Here is a 19,068-nt window from a genome sequence, read left to right on the forward strand (position 1 = left end):
TCGCCTGGTGATTATTGCGAAGGGGCAATACCCGATCCCATTCCGAACTCGGAAGTCAAGCCCTTCAGCGCCAATGGTACTTTGTCTTAAGACACGGAAGAGTAGGACATTGCCAGGCTATAAAAGCTCTAATGGAAAATTATATAGTAGTTACTGGTGGAGCTGGATTCGTTGGATCTAATTTAATTGAACATTTAATATTAAAAACTAGTAAAAAAATTTTAAGTATAGATAACTATTCTAGTGGCTTAATAAAAAATCATATCAAGAATCCTAAAGTAAAATATCTTAATGCTAATACTAGAGATATAAACAAAGTTTTATCAAAATATAAAAATCAAATTCATTCATTGTTTCATTTTGGTGAGTTTTCAAGAATTTTTCAAAGTTTTAATAACTTTAATGATTGCTTTACTTCAAACTCAACAGGTACGCAGGCTGTATTTAAGTTTTGCTTAGACAATAAAATTAAATTAATTTATTCAGCTACATCAGCTAGTCTTGGTAATAATGGCCTAGATAAAAACCTTTCTCCATATGCATTTACAAAATCAAAGAATTTAGAATTATTAGAAAATTTAAAAAAATGGTTTAATCTTAAATTTGAAGTAATTTATTTCTACAACGTTTATGGTTCAAGGCAAATAAAATTAGGAAAAATGGCAACTGTAATTGGAATATTTGAAGACCAATATAAAAAAAATAAACCATTAACCATTGTAAAGCCTGGTAATCAAACTAGAAGATTTACACATATTAAGGATACAATTGAAGTTTGCTATGAAGCTTGGATTAAAAATAAATGTGATCATTACAGTATAACTAGTAAAAAATCCCATAGCATCAAAGAGGTGGCAAAAATGTTTAATGGTAAAATAAAGCTCTTAAAAGCAAGGGCTGGTGAGAGATATGCATCATCTTTAACCAATATGTCCCTAAATAATAAGATTATTAGAAGATATGGAAAAATACATTTGAAAGATTACATAACTTCGTTTATTAAAGGTTAAATTATTATGAAAATTAAAAGTTCTTTAAAGTCATTAAAAAAAAGAGATCTCAATTCTAAATTGGTCAGAAGAAGAGGCAGAGTTTATATAATTAATAAAACAAACCCAAAATTTAAAGCAAGACAGAAATAGTTTTTATGGACAATCAAAACCATAAGAATACATGGAATAATTTCACAAAATTCGTGTTGTGGGGAACTGTCGCTGTTATAGGTGTTTTAGTTTTAATGGCAATATTCTTGCTGTAGAGTTCTCTTATGAGAATCGCTTCAATTTTAGAAAATCAGAAAATAGAAAAAAGAGTTGCAATCACTCCTGATATTGCAAAAAAATATATAGCTCTTGGTTTTGAAGTTTCTATAGTTGAAAATTATGCTGAACATTTAGGGTTTAAGGATAATCAATATGAAGAGTTAGGTGTGAAAATTTATAAGGATACAAAGAAAGTTATAAGTGGTGCTGATATCATTATTCAATTAGGTTTATTATCAGATGAAAATATTTCAAACTTAAAAGAAAACCAAACTCTAGTTGGGGTGTTTAATCCCTATGCTAATAAAGAAAAAATAGAAAATTTATCTAAAAGAAATATTAATGTTTTTTCTTTAGAAATGCTGCCTAGAATAACTAGAGCTCAATCAATGGATATTCTTTCTTCACAAGCCAATCTAGCTGGTTACAAAGCAGTAATTGAGTCATTCGCAAATTTTGAAAAAGCAATACCAATGATGATGACTGCAGCTGGCACAATACCTGCGGCAAAAGTTTTAGTGGTTGGTGCAGGTGTGGCTGGTCTTCAAGCTATTGCAACAGCAAAAAGAATGGGCGCTATCGTATTTGCAACAGATGTAAGAATTGCCTCAAAAGAACAAGTTGAAAGCTTAGGTGGAAAATTTTTAACTGTTGAAGGATCTGAAAATCTTGAAACAGAGGGTGGTTATGCAAAAGAAACCTCTGAAGAATTTAAAAAAAAACAAGAAGACTTGTTAGCAGAAACTTTAAAAAAAATTGATATTGTAATATGTACAGCTTTAATTCCAGGTAAAAAAGCTCCATTAATAATTAAAGGTTCTATGATTGATAATATGCAATCAGGGTCTGTTATTTATGACTTAGCTGCAGTTCAGGGTGGAAATGCTGAATTTACCGAAGTTGATAAAATTGTGATTAAAAATGGAGTAAAAATTATGGGTGAAACAAATATCCTTAATAAACTTTCCGTTTCAGCCTCAAATTTATATTCAAAAAATGTATTTAATTTTGTGTCCAATTTATATGATATGGAAAATAAAAAGATTAATATTAATTTAGAAGACGAGATAATTGAAAAAACGTTAAATAAATAGATTTATGGAAATAGACCCTTTTATATTTAGATTAAGCATATTCATTTTATCAATTTTTATTGGATATTATGTTGTGTGGAGCGTAACTCCATCTTTGCACACGCCATTAATGTCAGTTACCAATGCTATATCGTCAGTAATTATTGTTGGTGCAATAATTGCAGGTTTGGCAGGAAGTTCAGATAGTATCTTTACGGTTTCTAATATTTTAGGATTTTTAGCAATATCACTTGCAGCTGTTAATATATTTGGTGGGTTTTTAGTCACTCAAAGAATGCTTCAAATGTACAAAAAGAAGAAGAAGGATAAATAATTATGTCGGCAAATTTATCAGCAATATTTTATTTAATTTCAGGTGTTTTATTTATATTAGCGTTAAGAGGGCTTTCATCACCTGAAACCTCAAGACAAGGTAATTTTTTTGGAATTTTAGGAATGGTGATAGCAATTACTGTTACTTTTTTATCTGTTGGAAGTTTTTCTGCTGGTCTGATTTATGTATTAATTTTTTTACTTGTAGGAGGTCTTATAGGTGCTTTCATAGCTTATAAGATACCAATGACTGCTATGCCAGAATTGGTAGCTGGCTTCCATAGCTTAGTAGGGCTATCAGCAGTATTTGTTGCAATCTCAGCCTTTTTAAATCCAGAAGCTTTTAATCTTGGATCACCTGGAGATATTAAGCTTGCAAGTTTAATTGAAATGTCAATTGGAGCCGCAGTTGGTGCTATAACATTCTCAGGCTCAATAATTGCTTTTTTAAAACTTCAAGGAATAATGTCGGGGTCACCAATCACTTTTAAGGGGCAACACTATCTTAATGCTTTATTATTAATTTCAATTCTAATTTTAACTTACTTACTTTGCTCATCACAGTCATCTAACTTTTTTTGGATATTAATAGCAGTTTCATTTTTGATAGGATTTTTATTAATCATCCCAATTGGTGGAGCAGATATGCCTGTGGTGATTTCAATGTTAAATTCATACTCTGGTTGGGCTGCTGCAGGAATAGGTTTTACTTTAGAAAATACTGCATTAATTATAACTGGTGCACTTGTTGGATCTTCTGGGGCAATTTTATCTTATATAATGTGTAAAGGTATGAACCGTTCTTTCTTTAATGTAATTTTAGGAGGATTTGGTGCAATAGAACAGTCTGCATCAACAGGAAATAAAGAGCAAAGACCAGTTAAAAGTGGTAATGCGGAAGATGCAGCCTTCTTAATGAAAAATGCATCATCCGTTATAATTGTTCCAGGTTACGGTATGGCAGTAGCTCAAGCTCAACATGCACTAAGAGAGATGGTAGATACGCTAAAAAAAAATGATATTAAAGTTACTTATGCAATTCATCCTGTTGCAGGAAGAATGCCAGGGCATATGAATGTATTATTAGCTGAAGCAAATGTACCTTATGATGAAGTTTTTGAACTTGAAGAAATCAACAATGATTTTGCTAATGCAGATGTAGCATTTGTAATTGGGGCAAATGATGTAACAAATCCAGTTGCAAAAACTGACCCTCAAAGTCCAATTTATGGAATGCCAGTGTTAGATGTTGAAAAATGTAAGTCAGTATTATTTGTAAAAAGAAGCTTGTCACCCGGTTATGCTGGAATTGACAATGAATTGTTCTATAAAGATAACACTCTAATGTTATTTGCAGATGCAAAAAAAATGACTGAGGATATAACTAAAAACCTTTAAAATTAATGACTACAAAAATATTTTGTGACATTGCAGAGTTAGATAAAATAAAAAAGTTTAATAAGAAAAAAATTGTTAAAGGTTTTACGACCAATCCTAGTTTAATGAGAAAAGCTGGAGCAAAAGATTATAAATCTTATGCAAAGAAAATATTAAAAATTTGTGACAATAAACCTGTTTCACTAGAAGTATTTGCTGATGAATATAAAGAGATGAAAAAACAAGCTCTTCAGATCAATACTTGGGGAAAAAACGTTTATGTAAAAGTACCAGTTGCCAATTCTAAAGGTATTTTTATGGGTAAAATTATTAAAGAACTTAATAACTTAGATATTAAACTTAATATCACAGCAATATATAGTGCCAAACAAACAGAAAAAATTCTAAAATTAGTTAACAAAAAAACTAAAATTATAATTTCAATATTTGCTGGTAGAGCAGGGGACGCTGGCAAAGATCCAGTTCCAGAGTTTAAAAAAAGTATAATAAGGGCAAAAAAATTTAAAAATGTAGAGATACTTTGGGCAAGCGTCAGAGAGCCCTATAATTACTTACAAGCAAAACAATTAGGTTGTCACATTATTACAATTCCACCATCAACTATTGAAAAAATTGAAAATTTTGGAAAAACATTTGATCAACTTACCAAAGAAACTGTTAAAGCATTTTTAGTTGATAGTAAAAAATCTAGGTTTAAAATTTAATTAACTTGTTACTGGAATTGGTTGCGGGGGACGGATTTGAACCGCCGACCTTCAGGTTATGAGCCTGACGAGCTACCAGACTGCTCCACCCCGCGCTATGGGGGTCTTATACATCAAATATAAATCTAATAAAGAAAAAATATACAATTTTTCGTAAATAAGTTTATAAAGTTATGAAAAATATATTCTTACAAAAATGAACAATTTTAAATTTTTTTTACAGAGCTATATAAGCAATCTTTCAAATTCTATACTTTCAGCTGATATAGAAAGCATGGATAAGGCAGCTAAATTAATATTCTCAACAATAAAAAAAAGAAAAACTATATATGTCTGTGGAAATGGTGGATCTGCTGCAATTGCAAATCATTACGTGTGTGATTTCTTAAAATTTTTCAGACAAAAAACAAAATATATGCCAAAAATAATTAGTCTTTCTAATAGTATAGAAACAATTACTGCCATTGCTAATGATATTGATTACAGTAAAGTTTTTAGTTATCAGGCAGAAAGTCTTTGTGAAAAAAATGACTTAATTATAATTATAAGCTCATCAGGAAATTCTAAAAATATAATTGAAATTATAAAAACAGCAAAAAAAAAAGGAATTACAACGTTAGGTTTTAGTGGTTTTAAAGGAGGGTATTTAAAAAAAGAATCTGATATTTCAGTGCATATTGCAGCAGAAAATTATGGTATCTCTGAAGATTCGCATCATGTACTTATGCATGTTTTGCTACAATACTTAATAAAGTTTTTTGAAAAAAAAATTTAAATTCTATTCTTTAGCTTATTAAGCTTTTTAACTCTTTTAATATTTTCTTGTAGAATTCTTTTTTTCTTTTCAGAGGGTTTTTCATAAACGCTTTTTAATTTTACTACTTTAAAAAAACCATCTCTTTGTAATTTCCTTTTAAGAACTCTAAGTGCTTGTTCAATATTGTTATCTTTGACTTCTATTTTCATAAATATTTTTTAAGAATGTTTAAATACCATTATATAATTTTGGTGTCTATTAAAATTATTCAATATTCGAAACTTCTCTTGTTAGTTTTGCCTTCTCTTTTTCTTTTTTTTCTCTTTTTATTCTTCTTTCAGCTTTTTCAATAGTTTCAACCAGATCCTTTTGAGAAAATAATCCCAATGCTACAGGATCTTTAGGATTTAAATTGTTATAATTCCAATAACTTTTATTTTTAATTGCAGTTACAGAAGCTTTAGTTATTCCAACTAGTTTTGCTATTTGTGAATCTTTTAGTAGTGAATGATGTTTGATTAACCATAAAGCTGAATCTGGTTTATCTTGTCTTTTAGATAAAGGAATATATTTTTTAATTCTTTTGTCTTCAGTTGAAATTTCAATATCAGTATTTTTTATCTGTAATTCTTTATTTTCATCTTTAGATGCTAGTTCAATTTCTTCTCTAGTAAGTTGACCTGATATAATGGGATTATAAGCCATTATTCCTTTTGCAACTTCACCATCCGCAATACCTTGCACTTCAACTTCATGTAAATTACAAAATTTTGAAATTTGTTTGAAAGTAAGTGTTGTATTTTCTACTAACCAAACAGCTGTTGCCATTGGCATTAATGGTACGTTTGACATTTAATCTTTCTTTTCTGATCTGAAGTTTTGGAATTTTTTATTGAATTTGCTTACACGGCCCTTGTCCATTAGTTTTTGTTTTCCACCAGTCCAAGCAGCATGAGATTTTGGATCAATTTCTAATTTTAAAACTTCTCCCTCTTTTCCCCAGGTTGATCTTGTTTCAAATTGAGTTCCATCAGTCATTTCTACTTTAATTGTATGGTAGTTTGGGTGTATGTCTTTTTTCATATCGAGACTTATAGCAAAAGAATTTTATAAAACAATTAAAAGTTCTTTAATTTTTCGAGCATTTTATCGTTAATTGCCATGCTGGAAGCTCTTATTTTGATGCTTTTATTTTGTGACAGGTCAATTTCATTAATTAAGCCACCAGCTTCTTTTACTAATATTATGCCAGCAGCTATATCCCATAAATTTAGATCATTTTGAAAATAACCATCGTATCTCCCAGCTGCAACGTAGGCAATGTCAAGTGCTGCACTTCCAGACTTTCTTAAAGGTAAGTCGACTTCATTTTTAGTTACACCTCCTGTCGCAAACAAACAGCTACTAAGCTCTCTTTTTTTTGACACTCTAATTCTTTGATTATTAAAGAACGCACCACTTTCTTTTTCAGCATAAAACATTTCATCTTTTATTGGATCATAAATTAACCCCGAAACTATTTCATCACCAGATTTTAAAGCAATTGATATTGCAAAATGAGGAACGCCATGTAAAAAATTTGTAGTGCCATCTATAGGATCTATTATCCATGTGTGTTCTTTATCTTTATTAGTTTCAGAACCATCTTCTTCACTAATAATAGAATAGTAGGGTCTTGCTTTTTTTAACTCTTCTATAATTATTTTCTCAGCTTTTAAATCGGCATTTGATACAAAATCAGCAGGTCCCTTGATTGAAACTTGTAGTTTTTCTATTTCTCCAAAATCTCTAATTAAAGCTCTAGATGCTTTTTCTGCAGCCTTTATCATGATATTTAGATTGGCTGATATTGATTGCATATAATTTATATTTTTTTAACATATTCCATAGTTCTAGTATCAACTATGATTTTATCTCCACTTTCAATAAATGGAGGGACTTGAATATTTACCCCATTATCTAAAGTTGCAGGCTTGTAAGAAGAGGAAACTGTTTGCCCCTTTAAAGCAACATCAGTTGTATCAATCGTGCATGTTACTTGATTAGGCAGCTCAACGGTTAAAGGTTTTTCATTATAGAAACTTATACTAACCTCTAAGTTTTCTATCAACATTTTACCTTTTTCACCAATTGTTTCTTTTTTTATATTAATTTGTTCATAAGATTTTGGGTCCATGAAATAAAAATCAGTTTCATCACCATAAAGATAATTAAACTTTATTTCATCTAACGAAGCTTTTTCAACAGACTCACTTGATCTAAATCTTTCATTTAATTTTGTATTTTTATTCACACTTTTCATCTCAACTTGAGCAAAAGCACCACCTTTGCCAGGTTTCACATGTTGTGTTTTTAAGACTTGCCAAAGGTCATCTTTATATTCAATTAACATTCCAACTCTAATTTCACTTGCGTATAATTTCATTTTAATTTTTTAATAGCTTCTAATGGTTTGTATTTTTTATTATTCCAAATGTAGCCTGAAATAGCTAAAAAGTTAGCTTTATTCAATAAAAGTTTTTTATAATTGCTTAGCTTTATGCCACCAATAGCCACAATTGGTATGGACGTTATTTTTTTAATAGATTTTAGTACAGTTAAATTAGCTCTATATTTAACTATCTTGGTTTTGGTTGTATAAAATGCACCAAAAGCTAAATAATCAGCACCAGCTTCAATAGCCCTCTTTGCTAGATTAATAGAATTATGACAGGTCACACCAATAATTTTGTTCTTTAATATTTTCCTAGCTTTTATTAAGTCCATATCTTTTTGACCTAGATGACAACCGTCTGCATTCAGTTTTTTAGCAAGTAGGGGTTCGTCGTTGATTAAAAATTTAACTTTGTATTTATAGCAAATTTTCTTAATTTTTTTTCCAATAATTAATTTATTTGAATTTGTTTCATTTTTAAGCCTTAGTTGAAAAAAACTTATTTTTTTTGAACTTAATACAAGAGCCAAATCATTATAAAAATTTATATCAATAATTTTATTTGGAGAAATTAGATAAACAAATTTCTTATTTATCTTATTTTGCTTCAAGTTCTTTTGACCATTTGCCTTGAGCTGCAAGTGTGCACATATTTGCTCTGTGGTTAAAGACTTTTTGAGTACCACTAGTATTATTAATATCTTTTGACCAAAATTTAAGTGCACTTTGTTGTAAGGCTCTTCCATATGAGTAGGTCATAATAAAATTTGTGTCATTATACTTATTAATTAGGTTTAAATTTTCTGCTGCTTCCACTTCTGTTTGCCCGCCAGATAAAAAAGCAATTCCAGGAACATCAGTTGGTACATTTTCTTTTAGACATTTTAAAGTAAGCTTTGCAATCTTTTCACTTGATATCTTCTTGCAAGAAGTGGTTCCTGCTAAAATCATATTAGGTTTTAAAATCATTCCACTTAAATCTATCTTATTAATCATTAATTCTTCAAAGCATTTTTTAATAACTTCAGAGGTTTTATTAAAACATATTTCAGAAGAATGATCTCCATCCATTAGAACTTCAGGTTCTACAATTGGAACCATTCCACATTCTTGGACTAAAGCTGAATATCTTGCAAGTGCATGAGCATTAGCGTTTATAGATAGTTTACTTGGATATTTATCTGAAATGTTATAAACGCCTCTCCACTTTGTAAATCTTGCTCCAAGTTTGTAATAGTTTTTTAGTCTTTCTCGTAAGCCATCCAGACCTTCTGTAATTTTTTCTTCATTAGACCCTGCTAAAATTTTTGCACCTGTATCAACTTTAATTCCAGGGACTGCTCCAGACTTAGAAATTAATTCTGGAATAGTCTGCTTTGAGCTAGATATTTGGTTAATCGTTTCATCATATAAAATAACACCACCAATAAAATCTTTCATTCCACTTGCTGAAAAAAGAGTTTCTCTGAATAGAAGTCTATTTTCTGGGCTAGAGGGCACATTAACCGACTCTAATCTTTTAGTCATGGTTCCGTTGCTTTCGTCAGCAGCAAGGATTCCTTTGCCAGCTGAAAGTATTTTTAATGCAATTTTATTGAGTTCTGACATGTTAATTAAGAGCCTTTATACCAGGAAGTTCTTTTCCCTCAAGGTATTCTAAAAAAGCACCACCTGCAGTTGAAACAAAATTAAAATTGTCAGTTGCTCCAATATTATTTAATAGGGAAACTGTATCACCGCCACCAGCAACAGAGTAAATTGTATTATTCTTATTTTTTTCAATAATTTTTTTTGCTATCTCAATACTTCCTTTGGCAAAATTTGGATTTTCAAAATAACCTGCAGGGCCATTCCATAAAATAGTACTACTTTCCTCAATTAAAAGATTAATAGCCTTAATTGTTTTAGGCCCAATATCTAAAATTAATTCATCTTTAGAAATATTATTCAGCTCTTTTATTTCAGCCGATCCATCTAAGCCTTTACCAACTGTAACATCTTCAGGATAAGTTATCTTACAATTTTCTTTTTCTGATAGAGAGAATATTTCTTCAATAATTTTATCACAATTATCTTGTTGAACAGATTTTCCAATTTCATACCCTTTATACTTGAGTATATTATTTGCCATTCCACCAACTATTATAATATTATCAAATTTAGCAATTAAATTCTTAATGATATTAATTTTAGAAGATATCTTAGAACCACCGATAATACATGTTATAGGTCTTTTAATTTCAGATGTAATTTTAGTGAGAGCATCAATTTCTAAATTTAATTGAAGACCAGCATACGAAGGAATTAATTTAGTGATTTCAAAAATTGAAGTATGAGCCCTATGTGAACATGAGAAAGCATCATTAACATAAATATCAGCTAGACTTGCCAAATGTTTTGCAAAACTAGTATCATTTTTTTCTTCTTCTTCATAAAATCTAATATTTTCAAGCATTACAATTTTTTCATCATGCTTATTAAATAGATCAGTAGATTTAATTTCTTTTATATTTTTTGAAACTAGTCTTATATTTTCGTTTATTTTATTTTTTAAATTTTCACATATTGGTTTAAGGGAGAGTTCATTTACAACTTTACCTTTCGGTCTGCCCACGTGGGATAATATTATAATTTTTGCTTCACTTTTTAATAAAAAATTAATAGTAGGTAAAATTTTATCTATCCGAGTAGTGTCAGTAATTTTTTGATTATCTAATGGTACATTTAAATCCAATCTAAGTAATACTTTTTTTTGATTGAGATTGGTCTCGTCTTTAATACTTCTCATTAAGAGATTTGATGAAGGTGTTCTGCTATGTCACACATCCTATTTGAAAAACCCCATTCATTATCGTACCACGCTGAAATCTTTCCCATATTTTTACCAACTACATTTGTTAAAGATAAATCAACAATTGCTGAAGCCGAATTGTGATTGAAATCAATTGAGACTAATTTTTCTAGCGTAACTTCTAATACTTTTTTTGATTGACCTTTAGAGGCGATAGTAAATGCATCATTAATTGCCTCTTTACTCATCTCTTTTTTTGAACAAAAAACTAGCTCTATAAGCGAAACATTAGGAGTTGGTACTCTCATTGCGATGCCTTCAAGTTTTCCTTTTAATGAAGGTATAATTTCACCAATTGCTTTTGAAGCACCTGTGGAAGTTGGCACAATAGATTGGCTGGCAGATCTTGCTCTTCTGGGATCTTTATGGGAATTGTCTAGAATTCTTTGATCACTAGTGAAAGCATGAATAGTTGTCATAAATCCTCTTTCAATTCCAAAAGTTTCATTTAAAATATTAGCAACAGGTGCAAGGCAGTTAGTTGTACAAGAGGCTGCAGAAATAATTTGATCATCTTTTGTCAAAATATTTTCATTTACTCCATAGACTATTGTCTTATCTGCATTTTTGCATGGAGCAGAAACTATAACTTTTTTAGCTCCATTTTTAATATGAGCTAATAATTTTTCTTTTGAGTTGAATTTTCCAGTACATTCAAAAACATAGTCAACATCAAATTTTTTCCATTTGATATCTTGAATATTGGATTCTTGTGAAAATGTTATTTTATTATTATTAATAATTAAATGTTTTTCATCATAATTTAAATCTGCATTGAATTTACCATGAATAGAATCATACTTAATTAAAGAACAACTTACTTCAGAATTCGATCGGTTATTGATATGTTTGATTTCTATGTTTTTGTTTTGGCTTTCAATTATAGCTCTAATCACCATTCTGCCAATTCTTCCCATTCCATTGATACCAATTTTTATTGACATATCTAACTCTTTATTAGTTTCTTAGTTTTTTGCAAAATATTTTGAACTGTCAATCCAAAATATCTATAAATTTCTTTGTATGGTGCGCTTTTACCAAATGCATCAATTCCAAAAGTTAAACCCTCTGTTCCAATATATTTTTTCCAACAATCTGTTGAAGCAGCTTCAATAGATATCTTAAATTTGGCTTCATCAAGAATTTTTTTCTTATAGGATTTTGACTGCAAATCAAAAATATCTTGGCATGGTACTGACACAACTTTAGAATATATCTTATCTTTGGCTAATTTATGGCTAATCTCAATTGCTAAATTAACCTCAGAACCACTAGCAAATATCGTTAAATTAATTTTTCTATTAGTTCTTAAAACCTCGTAAGCACCCAAAGAACATTTATTTATATTTGAATATTTTTTTCTAATAGGTTCAAGATTTTGTCTTGTTAAAGATAACACACTTGGCGTCTTCGAGTTTTTTAATGCTAACTCCCAACACTCGATAGTTTCCATTCTGTCTGCTGGTCTAAAAACATTTAAATTAGGAATAGATCTTAATCCAGACAGTTGTTCTATAGGTTGGTGTGTTGGTCCGTCCTCACCTAAGCCGATTGAGTCATGGGTCATTACATAAATAACTTGCTGTTGCATCAAAGCAGATAAACGAATGGAAGGTTTACAGTAATCAGAAAATATTAAAAAAGTTCCCCCATATGGAATAAATTTACTATGAAGTGCTAGCCCATTCATTATTCCAGACATGGCATGCTCTCTAACTCCATAGTGAATATAATCACCATTAAAATTACTAGAATTAATAGCATTATGATGTTTTGTTTTGGTGTTATTGGATCCCGCTAAGTCAGCTGAACCACCAATTAAGTTATTATTTTGTTTTGTAAGAGCATTAAGGGTTAATTCAGAAGACTTTCTTGAGGCTAGACTTTTGTTTTCTTTAAGAGAGTTTTGTTTTTCATTTTTTAAAGTTTTAGAAAAATTATTTTTAAAGACTTTATCTACTAAATTTTTTTTTCTTTTATAAATTTTATTCCATGTAGAATCTAGCTTTGCACCCTTGTTACCAATCTTTCTCCACTCATTTAAAATACTTTTAGGAATTTCAAAAGGTTTATATTTCCAATCTAGACTTTTTCTAACTAATTTGATTTCATCTAAACCAATCGGACTACCGTGCGAAGAGGCTTTACCAGATTTATTAGGTGAGCCATAACCAATTTTTGTTTTGCATGAAATAACAGTTGGTCTTTTTGCATTTTGAACTTTTTTTAATGCTATAAAAATTTCTTTTTCATTATGACCATTAATGAGTATGTAATCCCAACCGTAACTTTCAAATCTCTTTTTGAAATTATCTGAAACTGCCAAGCTAGTTGGTCCATCAATTGATATTGAGTTATTATCAAAAAGCATAACTAAATTTTTCAATTTTAAGTGCCCAGCTAAACTCATTGCTTCATGACTAATGCCTTCCATTAAGCATCCATCTCCAGCTACAACATAAGTTTTATGATTTATTATTTCTTTACCTAGTTTTTTTTTTAAAATCTCTTCTGCAATAGCAAATCCAACTGAATTAGCAATTCCTTGCCCAAGTGGACCCGTTGTAGTTTCAATACCGCTACCAGAGTGGTATTCAGGGTGACCTGCGCAAATAGATTTTAATTGTCTAAAATTTTTAATGTCGTTCAAGGAAATACTTTTGTATCCAGTTAAATGCAATAAAGAGTAAAGAAGCATAGATCCATGACCAGCAGACAAGACAAGCCTGTCTCTATTTAACCAGTTAGGATTCTTCGGATTAAATTTAAGAAAATTTTTAAATAAGACAGTTGCTACATCTGCCATACCCATCGGCATCCCAGGATGGCCTGAATTTGCTTTTTGCACAGCATCTATTGACAAAAACCTTATTGCGTTTGATAAATCTTTATGTAGTTTGTTCAAAAATATCCTATCTAGACTTAGAAGACTCAATTTAATAATATAAATATATATATATGAAAACAGACAGTGAAAAAGAAAAAAAGCTCAGTTTTGCACTTAATAAATTGAAGAGTTTGAATTTGGAGAACCCAACATTAAAGTCCAATTTGGAAAACTTAAACATTCAAAAAAATCAATTAGAAATTGAAAAAAAACAAATAGAAGAAAAATATCAAAATTTAGAAAGTGAATACAAAGCTCTTAATCAAAAGTTAGAAGATATTAACCAGCAAAAAACAGAAGAACAAAAAAAAGAGACAGAATTTTCAGAAAAAATAGATGAATTAAATCAAGAAACAGATACTTTATTAGAAGAAATAGATAAATGGCAAATGTAAATATTAAATTTAATGGTAAAGAATTTCTATTATCATGTGATGATGGGCAAGAAGAACATTTAGAAGAATTGTTAACTCATATTAATGAAAAATTTAGCAATTTGAAGAATGAGCTAGGAAATATAGGAGAAAATAAACTTCTATTAATCACTTCAGTTCAAATAATGGATGAATATTTTGAAACTAAAAAAAAAGTAGAACAAAAAAAAATTGAGTTACAAAATTTATCAAATAAGTTTAGAGAATTGAAATCTTTGGTTTACAATTATAGAGATACAAAAGAAGAAGAGATGAAAGAATTACAGCAAGATCATGAAAGTTTTAAAAAAGAAATAGAAAAAAATAAAGAAGATTATGAAAAAATAATCGAAGCAGCTGCAGATGAAATTGAAAATTTTGTTGAAAAAGCAAATTTAGAAAATCCAGTTCAGTAGATTTGTGTTAAAGTCTAAATTAAGAAAGAAAATTCTTAAAGTTAGGCAAAAATTTAATACAAAAAATATTCAAATCAATTTTAATCAAATCATAAAAATTCTTAAAAAAGAAAAGATAATAAATAAGATTATAGGTGGATATTATCCGGTAAACTTTGAGATAGATAGCTTGACACTATTAAAAAAATTTAAAAAAAAAAATTTTAATATTTCTTTGCCAGTGATTAAGAAAAACTTTCAAATGGATTTTCATTCATGGTCATTCTCTGAGCCTTTAAGAATAAATAAATATGGGATACCTGAACCACAAAATAAAAATATAGTTTACCCTGATGTTTTATTGATTCCCTTGGTAGCATTTGATAAAAATTTGAACAGACTTGGATATGGTGGTGGATATTATGATCGATTAATTAAAAAATTATCAAAAAAAAAGAATATTATAAAGATAGGTTTAGCTTTTTCAGTTCAAGAAATTGATAAAGTGCCAATTAACATATATGATCAAAAACTAGATTATATTGTAATAAATAAAAATATTATAAAATGAAAATACTTTTCTTAGGTGATGTAGTTGGCATTTCAGGGCGATCAATGGTTCTGAATAATTTACTCTCAAAAATTACAAATGAAAAAATCGATTTTGTTGTTGTTAATGGTGAGAATGCAGCTGACTCAGGCGTTGGTCTTACAGAGGAAATATGTAAAGATTTTTTTAATTGTGGAGTAGATGTTATTACAACAGGTAATCATGTGTGGGATCAAAAAGAAACAATGTCTCATATTGAAAAAGAAAATCGACTTCTTAGACCTAAAAATTTATTTGAACCATCACCAGGAAAGGGCTTTGGAATATTTACTGCTAAAAATGATGTGAGAGTGGGAGTACTTAATTTGATGGGAAATGTTTTTATGAAGAAATGTGAAGATGTATTTGAAGCAGCTGAAAAATTTATGAAAAAATATAAGCTTAAAGAAGATTATGATTTTTTATTAGTCGATTTTCATGGAGAAATAACAAGTGAAAAGGCAGCTATGGGTCATTTTTTTGATGGTAAAGCAACATTGGTTGTTGGAACTCACACACATATTCCAACAAATGATACTAGAATATTAAAAGGTGGTACTGCTTATCAAACAGATGCAGGAATGTGTGGTGACTACGATTCAGTTATTGGAATGAATAAAGAGAATTCAATTAATAGGTTTTTAAAAAAAAAGTCTACAAAACACTTTCCATCAATTGGTGAGGCTAGTTTGTGTGGTGTCATTGTTGAATGTGATATAGAAACTGGGTTAGCTAAAAATGTGGAAAATTTTATATATGGAGGAGAATTAAAAAATTCTCAATAATTATTATGTCGGGTCATTCAAAATGGGCAAGTATAAAACACTCTAAGGGAAAAGCAGACAAACAGAGATCTAAAGTATTTTCAAAATTATCTAAAGAGATAAGTGTAGCAGCAAAACTAGGTGATAAAGATCCTGCGATGAACCCAAGACTTAGGTCTGCAATTCAAGCAGCAAAGTCAGCCAACATGCCAAAAGATAATATTGAAAGAGCTATTGCCAAATCTTCTGCTAACTCTGAAACAAATTATGAAAATTTAAGATATGAAGGATTTGGTCCAGATAAAATAGCAGTGATTGTAGAAGCGTTAACTGACAATAAAAACAGAACAGCTTCTAATGTTAGATCTATATTTGTAAAAAGTGGTGGCAATTTAGGGACTCTAGGCTCTGCTTCACATAACTTTAATCAGTTAGGCATTATCAAAATTGATAAAAAAGAAATATCAGATGAACAAATTTTTGAACTAGCAATTGAATCTGGTGCAGATGAGTGTATTTCAAATGATGAATTCCATGAAATTCAATGTCCTATGAGCAAAATTTATAATGTGAAAAAAAACTTAGAAAAAATAATTGCAAATTTTATTTCAACTGAGATTGAATGGGTTCCTTTAAATAGTGTAGATGTTGAAAAAGATAAAGTGGAAACTGCAATAGAATTTTTAGAAACATTAGAAGATGATGATGATGTTCAAAGTGTTTATTCAAATATAAATTTTAAGAACAGTTAATGCTTATTATTGGAATAGATCCAGGAATAACAGGTTCTATTTGTTTTTTTCAAGATGGTAAAATAATTGATGTTATTGAAATGCCAAACATGCCAGAAGGGAAAAAAAATAAAAAACAAGTTAATGGTGCTCAAATTTATTATGAAATCTCTTCAAGAATTAAAGACATAAAAAAGGAAGACATTAAAGTTATAATTGAACAAGTATCAGCCATGCCAGGTCAAGGCGTTACTAGCATGTTTAATTTTGGACAATCATTTGGTATTTTAAAAGGAATCTGTTCTGCAATGCAATTACCAATGTACTTTGTAAGACCAACAAAATGGAAAAAGTATTTTAATCTTATTAATTCAGAAAAAGACGCCAGTAGAACAAAAGCAATAGAGGTATTTCCTTATTTTTCATCAGAGTTATCAAGAAAAAAAGACTCAAATAAAGCTGATGCAATATTAATTGCTAGCTTTTATTACGAAACTTACAAATTAGAAGAATAAATAAAGATTTTAAAAGTCAAATTCATGACACATTTAAGTGTGAAACCTTAAATATGGAAGCGGATATTACATCTCAAGCAGTGGGCCTTGCCTCAAATACAGACTTTTCTTTATGGAGTTTATTTTTAAGAGCAGACTTTGTTGTTAAGTCAGTAATACTTATGTTGATTGGTTGCTCTATATACTCTTGGGCAGTCATTATTGAAAAACTTAGGTTATTTAAAAAAATCAATCTAGAATCTGAAGAATTCGAAGAAAAATTTTGGAAATCAAAATCGGCAGAAACTTTTTACAATAGTTTGCCAGCTGATGTAGAGAACCCAACAGCCTCATTGTTTAAAGATACAATGCAAAGTTTATTAAAAGCCAAAAGTAAAACTAACCTAAATGAAAGAATGGCAAGCATACTTGAGGTTAATATTGAAAAACAAATTTCAAAAATAGACAAAGGTTTTACTTTTTTGGCAACAGTTGGTTCAACAGCACCTTTTATTGGTTTGTTTGGAACTGTATGGGGAATAATGAACTCATTTCAATCTATAGCAATCTCAAGAAATACAAGTTTAGCGATTGTGGCGCCAGGAATAGCAGAAGCGTTATTTGCAACTGCTCTTGGGTTATTGGCTGCGATACCTGCAGTTGTTGCTTACAATAAATTTAATAACGATTCAAAAAAATATTCACAAAGATTAGAAAATTTTTCTAAAAGATTTTTATCAATAATATAAAATGGCTTTTAAACTCAATCGTTCATCCAAAGAACCTATGAGTGAAATAAATGTTACTCCTTTTGTAGATGTAATGTTGGTATTATTAATTATATTTATGGTAACAGCACCATTATTGACAGTTGGAATACAAGTTGATTTACCTGAAAGCTCAGCAGACTCATTACCTGAAGAATTAGAACCATTAACATTATCTATAAATTCTAAAGGAGAAATATTTATTCAAGAGTCTAAAGTTGAGTATAATAAAATAATAGCAAAAATTTTAGCTGTATCTAAAAATAGAACAGATACTAGAATTTATGTCCGAGGAGATAAATCAATAAACTATGGTAGAGTTTTAGAAATAATGGGTATGCTATCTGGTTCTGGCTTTACTAAAGTAGCATTAATTTCTGAGCCATACAAAGAAAGGTAACTAAAGTGAATAGAAATATTGCCATTTCTTTTGGGCTTCATATATTTCTTGTGATAATTACAGCTATGAGCTTACCATTCCTTGCTAAAAAACCGATTGATCTTCCCCCAATTATATCAGTTGAGCTAATTCAGATCACAGACAAAACTAACATTCCTTTTGCACCTAAGGCAAAAAAGATAATAGAGAAAGTTAAAGAAAAAGAAAAAAAATTAGTTTCTGAACAGGCACCACCAAAAAAAATAAAAAAACAAAAGCCAGATGCCGTTCCATTACCAGATGAAAAAATAGAAAAAATAAAGAAAATTAAAGATGAAAAACAAAATCCCAAAAAAGAAGAGACAGAAATTAAACAAATTTCAGAATTTGAAAAAAAAGAACTATTTGATACCAATAGTATTGCGGCATTAATTGATAAGTCTAAGACTGAAAGTGCAGAAACAAACAAAAAACTAGATAAAGTTACTCAAAATCAAGATAAAGAAATGGATTTTGCTGGATTAACCCTAAGTGAAGAAGATGCACTAAAAGCTCAAATTTTTGGATGTTGGAGTATTCCGCTAGGGTTACCTTTTAACGAAGACTTATTAGTTAGAATTAAGTTACAATTAAAGCCAGATGGCTCTATTATAAAAACTGAGATTCTTGATCATGTTAGGATGAATAGGCCTGGACAGGAATTTTATAAAGTATTAGCTGAAAGTGCATTAAGAGCTATAAAACTTTGCCAACCTCTTAGAGTGCCTAGCACAGGTTATGAAAGATGGAAAGATATGCAGCTAAACTTTGATGCTAGAGAAATGTTAGAAGGATAAA

27 protein-coding genes, 1 tRNA gene and 1 rRNA gene are annotated in these 19,068 nt (G+C 29.6%); 18 read left to right on the forward strand and 11 right to left on the reverse strand.

All coding sequences use genetic code 11. The features are described 5' to 3' along the window. Positions 1-3 precede the first annotated feature (3 nt). From rrf to ABXT45_RS01045, 8 genes are all read left to right on the forward strand, one after another. Positions 4-118, forward strand: a 5S ribosomal RNA gene (gene rrf, locus ABXT45_RS01010). 13 nt (positions 119-131) lie between these two features. Further along, positions 132-1,010 (forward strand): NAD-dependent epimerase/dehydratase family protein, encoded by an 879-nt coding sequence (locus tag ABXT45_RS01015; protein WP_415313835.1) that lies wholly within the window; start codon positions 132-134, stop codon positions 1,008-1,010. 6 nt (positions 1,011-1,016) lie between these two features. Then, positions 1,017-1,142: a type B 50S ribosomal protein L36 gene (gene ykgO, locus ABXT45_RS01020; protein WP_006997331.1), complete on the forward strand. Its 126-nt coding sequence runs from the start codon at positions 1,017-1,019 to the stop codon at positions 1,140-1,142. A gap of 5 nt (positions 1,143-1,147) precedes the next feature. Then, entirely contained in the window at positions 1,148-1,258 is a 111-nt protein-coding gene (locus ABXT45_RS01025) for an aa3-type cytochrome c oxidase subunit IV (RefSeq protein WP_271480132.1), read from the forward strand. Positions 1,259-1,267: 9 nt separating this feature from the next. Further along, a complete protein-coding gene (locus ABXT45_RS01030; RefSeq protein WP_415313837.1) occupies positions 1,268-2,356 on the forward strand; it encodes a Re/Si-specific NAD(P)(+) transhydrogenase subunit alpha in 1,089 nt (362 codons plus the stop codon). A gap of 4 nt (positions 2,357-2,360) precedes the next feature. Beyond that, positions 2,361-2,669 carry a proton-translocating transhydrogenase family protein gene (locus ABXT45_RS01035; protein ID WP_415313839.1) on the forward strand — a complete coding sequence of 103 codons (309 nt, stop codon included), beginning with the start codon at positions 2,361-2,363 and terminating at the stop codon, positions 2,667-2,669. 2 nt (positions 2,670-2,671) lie between these two features. After that, the gene (locus tag ABXT45_RS01040; RefSeq protein WP_415313841.1) at positions 2,672-4,066 is read left to right on the forward strand and encodes an NAD(P)(+) transhydrogenase (Re/Si-specific) subunit beta; all 1,395 of its coding nucleotides are present in this window, start codon (positions 2,672-2,674) and stop codon (positions 4,064-4,066) included. 5 nt (positions 4,067-4,071) lie between these two features. After that, entirely contained in the window at positions 4,072-4,770 is a 699-nt protein-coding gene (locus tag ABXT45_RS01045) for a transaldolase family protein (protein ID WP_415313843.1), read from the forward strand. Between the two features lie 18 nt (positions 4,771-4,788). Here ABXT45_RS01045 and ABXT45_RS01050 read toward each other — a convergent pair. Then, positions 4,789-4,865, reverse strand: a tRNA-Met gene (locus tag ABXT45_RS01050). Positions 4,866-4,966: 101 nt separating this feature from the next. Here ABXT45_RS01050 and ABXT45_RS01055 point away from each other — a divergent pair. After that, a complete protein-coding gene (locus ABXT45_RS01055; RefSeq protein WP_415313844.1) occupies positions 4,967-5,545 on the forward strand; it encodes an SIS domain-containing protein in 579 nt (192 codons plus the stop codon). On the opposite strand, the gene rpsU is transcribed toward ABXT45_RS01055, so the two are convergent. Genes rpsU through tkt form a run of 10 tightly spaced genes read right to left on the reverse strand, consistent with a single transcriptional unit; the run spans position 5,542 to position 13,717 of the window. Continuing rightward, positions 5,542-5,736, reverse strand: a complete 195-nt coding sequence (gene rpsU, locus ABXT45_RS01060; RefSeq protein ID WP_006997326.1) for a 30S ribosomal protein S21 — start codon at positions 5,734-5,736, stop codon at positions 5,542-5,544. The two genes, ABXT45_RS01055 and rpsU, sit on opposite strands and share 4 nt — an antisense overlap. Positions 5,737-5,791: 55 nt before the next feature. After that, positions 5,792-6,379 (reverse strand): cell cycle transcriptional regulator TrcR, encoded by a 588-nt coding sequence (locus ABXT45_RS01065; RefSeq protein WP_415313846.1) that lies wholly within the window; start codon positions 6,377-6,379, stop codon positions 5,792-5,794. Next, on the reverse strand, positions 6,380-6,610 hold the full coding sequence (gene rpmE, locus ABXT45_RS01070; RefSeq protein ID WP_271512504.1) for a 50S ribosomal protein L31: 231 nt from the start codon (positions 6,608-6,610) through the stop codon (positions 6,380-6,382). A 35-nt stretch (positions 6,611-6,645) separates the two neighbouring features. Then, complete coding sequence (locus tag ABXT45_RS01075) at positions 6,646-7,386, reverse strand: inositol monophosphatase family protein (protein WP_415313848.1); 741 nt, start codon at positions 7,384-7,386, stop codon at positions 6,646-6,648. A gap of 5 nt (positions 7,387-7,391) precedes the next feature. Beyond that, complete coding sequence (efp, locus tag ABXT45_RS01080; RefSeq protein ID WP_415313850.1) at positions 7,392-7,952, reverse strand: elongation factor P; 561 nt, start codon at positions 7,950-7,952, stop codon at positions 7,392-7,394. Continuing rightward, a complete protein-coding gene (thiE, locus tag ABXT45_RS01085) occupies positions 7,949-8,572 on the reverse strand; it encodes a thiamine phosphate synthase (protein ID WP_415313851.1) in 624 nt (207 codons plus the stop codon). Before thiE ends, efp begins: the two co-directional genes overlap by 4 nt. Beyond that, the gene (locus tag ABXT45_RS01090; RefSeq protein ID WP_415313853.1) at positions 8,559-9,569 is read right to left on the reverse strand and encodes a class I fructose-bisphosphate aldolase; all 1,011 of its coding nucleotides are present in this window, start codon (positions 9,567-9,569) and stop codon (positions 8,559-8,561) included. Before ABXT45_RS01090 ends, thiE begins: the two co-directional genes overlap by 14 nt. A gap of 1 nt (position 9,570) precedes the next feature. Further along, on the reverse strand, positions 9,571-10,749 hold the full coding sequence (locus tag ABXT45_RS01095) for a phosphoglycerate kinase (RefSeq protein WP_415313854.1): 1,179 nt from the start codon (positions 10,747-10,749) through the stop codon (positions 9,571-9,573). Next, positions 10,749-11,756: a type I glyceraldehyde-3-phosphate dehydrogenase gene (gap, locus tag ABXT45_RS01100; protein ID WP_415313855.1), complete on the reverse strand. Its 1,008-nt coding sequence runs from the start codon at positions 11,754-11,756 to the stop codon at positions 10,749-10,751. Before gap ends, ABXT45_RS01095 begins: the two co-directional genes overlap by 1 nt. A gap of 2 nt (positions 11,757-11,758) precedes the next feature. Beyond that, a complete protein-coding gene (gene tkt, locus ABXT45_RS01105) occupies positions 11,759-13,717 on the reverse strand; it encodes a transketolase (RefSeq protein WP_415313856.1) in 1,959 nt (652 codons plus the stop codon). A 53-nt stretch (positions 13,718-13,770) separates the two neighbouring features. On the opposite strand from tkt, the gene ABXT45_RS01110 reads away from it, so the two are divergent. Genes ABXT45_RS01110 through ABXT45_RS01150 form a run of 9 tightly spaced genes read left to right on the forward strand, consistent with a single transcriptional unit; the run spans position 13,771 to position 19,067 of the window. Next, positions 13,771-14,094, forward strand: coding sequence for a 5-formyltetrahydrofolate cyclo-ligase (locus tag ABXT45_RS01110; protein ID WP_415313857.1), 324 nt, complete (start codon positions 13,771-13,773; stop codon positions 14,092-14,094). Next, on the forward strand, positions 14,082-14,528 hold the full coding sequence (zapA, locus tag ABXT45_RS01115; protein ID WP_415313858.1) for a cell division protein ZapA: 447 nt from the start codon (positions 14,082-14,084) through the stop codon (positions 14,526-14,528). Before ABXT45_RS01110 ends, zapA begins: the two co-directional genes overlap by 13 nt. Positions 14,529-14,532: 4 nt before the next feature. Continuing rightward, on the forward strand, positions 14,533-15,078 hold the full coding sequence (locus tag ABXT45_RS01120) for a 5-formyltetrahydrofolate cyclo-ligase (protein ID WP_415313860.1): 546 nt from the start codon (positions 14,533-14,535) through the stop codon (positions 15,076-15,078). Further along, positions 15,075-15,881: a TIGR00282 family metallophosphoesterase gene (locus ABXT45_RS01125; protein WP_415313862.1), complete on the forward strand. Its 807-nt coding sequence runs from the start codon at positions 15,075-15,077 to the stop codon at positions 15,879-15,881. The genes ABXT45_RS01120 and ABXT45_RS01125 overlap by 4 nt, the downstream gene beginning before the upstream one ends. A gap of 5 nt (positions 15,882-15,886) precedes the next feature. Beyond that, positions 15,887-16,612, forward strand: coding sequence for a YebC/PmpR family DNA-binding transcriptional regulator (locus ABXT45_RS01130; RefSeq protein ID WP_415313864.1), 726 nt, complete (start codon positions 15,887-15,889; stop codon positions 16,610-16,612). Continuing rightward, on the forward strand, positions 16,612-17,106 hold the full coding sequence (locus ABXT45_RS01135) for a crossover junction endodeoxyribonuclease (RefSeq protein WP_271485875.1): 495 nt from the start codon (positions 16,612-16,614) through the stop codon (positions 17,104-17,106). The genes ABXT45_RS01130 and ABXT45_RS01135 overlap by 1 nt, the downstream gene beginning before the upstream one ends. Before the next feature lie 53 nt (positions 17,107-17,159). Next, the gene (tolQ, locus tag ABXT45_RS01140; protein WP_415313865.1) at positions 17,160-17,834 is read left to right on the forward strand and encodes a protein TolQ; all 675 of its coding nucleotides are present in this window, start codon (positions 17,160-17,162) and stop codon (positions 17,832-17,834) included. Between the two features lies 1 nt (position 17,835). Continuing rightward, on the forward strand, positions 17,836-18,252 hold the full coding sequence (tolR, locus tag ABXT45_RS01145) for a protein TolR (protein WP_415278499.1): 417 nt from the start codon (positions 17,836-17,838) through the stop codon (positions 18,250-18,252). Positions 18,253-18,257: 5 nt separating this feature from the next. After that, positions 18,258-19,067 carry a cell envelope biogenesis protein TolA gene (locus tag ABXT45_RS01150; RefSeq protein ID WP_415313867.1) on the forward strand — a complete coding sequence of 270 codons (810 nt, stop codon included), beginning with the start codon at positions 18,258-18,260 and terminating at the stop codon, positions 19,065-19,067. Position 19,068: the final 1 nt, after the last annotated feature.

This window comes from Candidatus Pelagibacter sp. Uisw_106, assembly GCF_047724975.1.
GTDB lineage: Bacteria > Pseudomonadota > Alphaproteobacteria > Pelagibacterales > Pelagibacteraceae > Pelagibacter.

What these genes read in the sequence shown, in the direction of transcription:
- ABXT45_RS01015 (WP_415313835.1), top strand. Translation starts at nt 132, where the DNA reads ATGGAAAATTATATAGTAGTTACTGGTGGAGCTGGATTCGTTGGATCT.
- ykgO (WP_006997331.1), top strand. Translation starts at nt 1,017, where the DNA reads ATGAAAATTAAAAGTTCTTTAAAGTCATTAAAAAAAAGAGATCTCAAT.
- ABXT45_RS01025 (WP_271480132.1), top strand. Translation starts at nt 1,148, where the DNA reads ATGGACAATCAAAACCATAAGAATACATGGAATAATTTCACAAAATTC.
- ABXT45_RS01030 (WP_415313837.1), top strand. Translation starts at nt 1,268, where the DNA reads ATGAGAATCGCTTCAATTTTAGAAAATCAGAAAATAGAAAAAAGAGTT.
- ABXT45_RS01035 (WP_415313839.1), top strand. Translation starts at nt 2,361, where the DNA reads ATGGAAATAGACCCTTTTATATTTAGATTAAGCATATTCATTTTATCA.
- ABXT45_RS01040 (WP_415313841.1), top strand. Translation starts at nt 2,672, where the DNA reads ATGTCGGCAAATTTATCAGCAATATTTTATTTAATTTCAGGTGTTTTA.
- ABXT45_RS01045 (WP_415313843.1), top strand. Translation starts at nt 4,072, where the DNA reads ATGACTACAAAAATATTTTGTGACATTGCAGAGTTAGATAAAATAAAA.
- ABXT45_RS01055 (WP_415313844.1), top strand. Translation starts at nt 4,967, where the DNA reads ATGAACAATTTTAAATTTTTTTTACAGAGCTATATAAGCAATCTTTCA.
- rpsU (WP_006997326.1), bottom strand. Translation starts at nt 5,736, where the DNA reads ATGAAAATAGAAGTCAAAGATAACAATATTGAACAAGCACTTAGAGTT.
- ABXT45_RS01065 (WP_415313846.1), bottom strand. Translation starts at nt 6,379, where the DNA reads ATGTCAAACGTACCATTAATGCCAATGGCAACAGCTGTTTGGTTAGTA.
- rpmE (WP_271512504.1), bottom strand. Translation starts at nt 6,610, where the DNA reads ATGAAAAAAGACATACACCCAAACTACCATACAATTAAAGTAGAAATG.
- ABXT45_RS01075 (WP_415313848.1), bottom strand. Translation starts at nt 7,386, where the DNA reads ATGCAATCAATATCAGCCAATCTAAATATCATGATAAAGGCTGCAGAA.
- efp (WP_415313850.1), bottom strand. Translation starts at nt 7,952, where the DNA reads ATGAAATTATACGCAAGTGAAATTAGAGTTGGAATGTTAATTGAATAT.
- ABXT45_RS01090 (WP_415313853.1), bottom strand. Translation starts at nt 9,569, where the DNA reads ATGTCAGAACTCAATAAAATTGCATTAAAAATACTTTCAGCTGGCAAA.
- ABXT45_RS01095 (WP_415313854.1), bottom strand. Translation starts at nt 10,749, where the DNA reads ATGAGAAGTATTAAAGACGAGACCAATCTCAATCAAAAAAAAGTATTA.
- gap (WP_415313855.1), bottom strand. Translation starts at nt 11,756, where the DNA reads ATGTCAATAAAAATTGGTATCAATGGAATGGGAAGAATTGGCAGAATG.
- ABXT45_RS01110 (WP_415313857.1), top strand. Translation starts at nt 13,771, where the DNA reads ATGAAAACAGACAGTGAAAAAGAAAAAAAGCTCAGTTTTGCACTTAAT.
- zapA (WP_415313858.1), top strand. Translation starts at nt 14,082, where the DNA reads ATGGCAAATGTAAATATTAAATTTAATGGTAAAGAATTTCTATTATCA.
- ABXT45_RS01125 (WP_415313862.1), top strand. Translation starts at nt 15,075, where the DNA reads ATGAAAATACTTTTCTTAGGTGATGTAGTTGGCATTTCAGGGCGATCA.
- ABXT45_RS01130 (WP_415313864.1), top strand. Translation starts at nt 15,887, where the DNA reads ATGTCGGGTCATTCAAAATGGGCAAGTATAAAACACTCTAAGGGAAAA.
- ABXT45_RS01135 (WP_271485875.1), top strand. Translation starts at nt 16,612, where the DNA reads ATGCTTATTATTGGAATAGATCCAGGAATAACAGGTTCTATTTGTTTT.
- tolQ (WP_415313865.1), top strand. Translation starts at nt 17,160, where the DNA reads ATGGAAGCGGATATTACATCTCAAGCAGTGGGCCTTGCCTCAAATACA.
- tolR (WP_415278499.1), top strand. Translation starts at nt 17,836, where the DNA reads ATGGCTTTTAAACTCAATCGTTCATCCAAAGAACCTATGAGTGAAATA.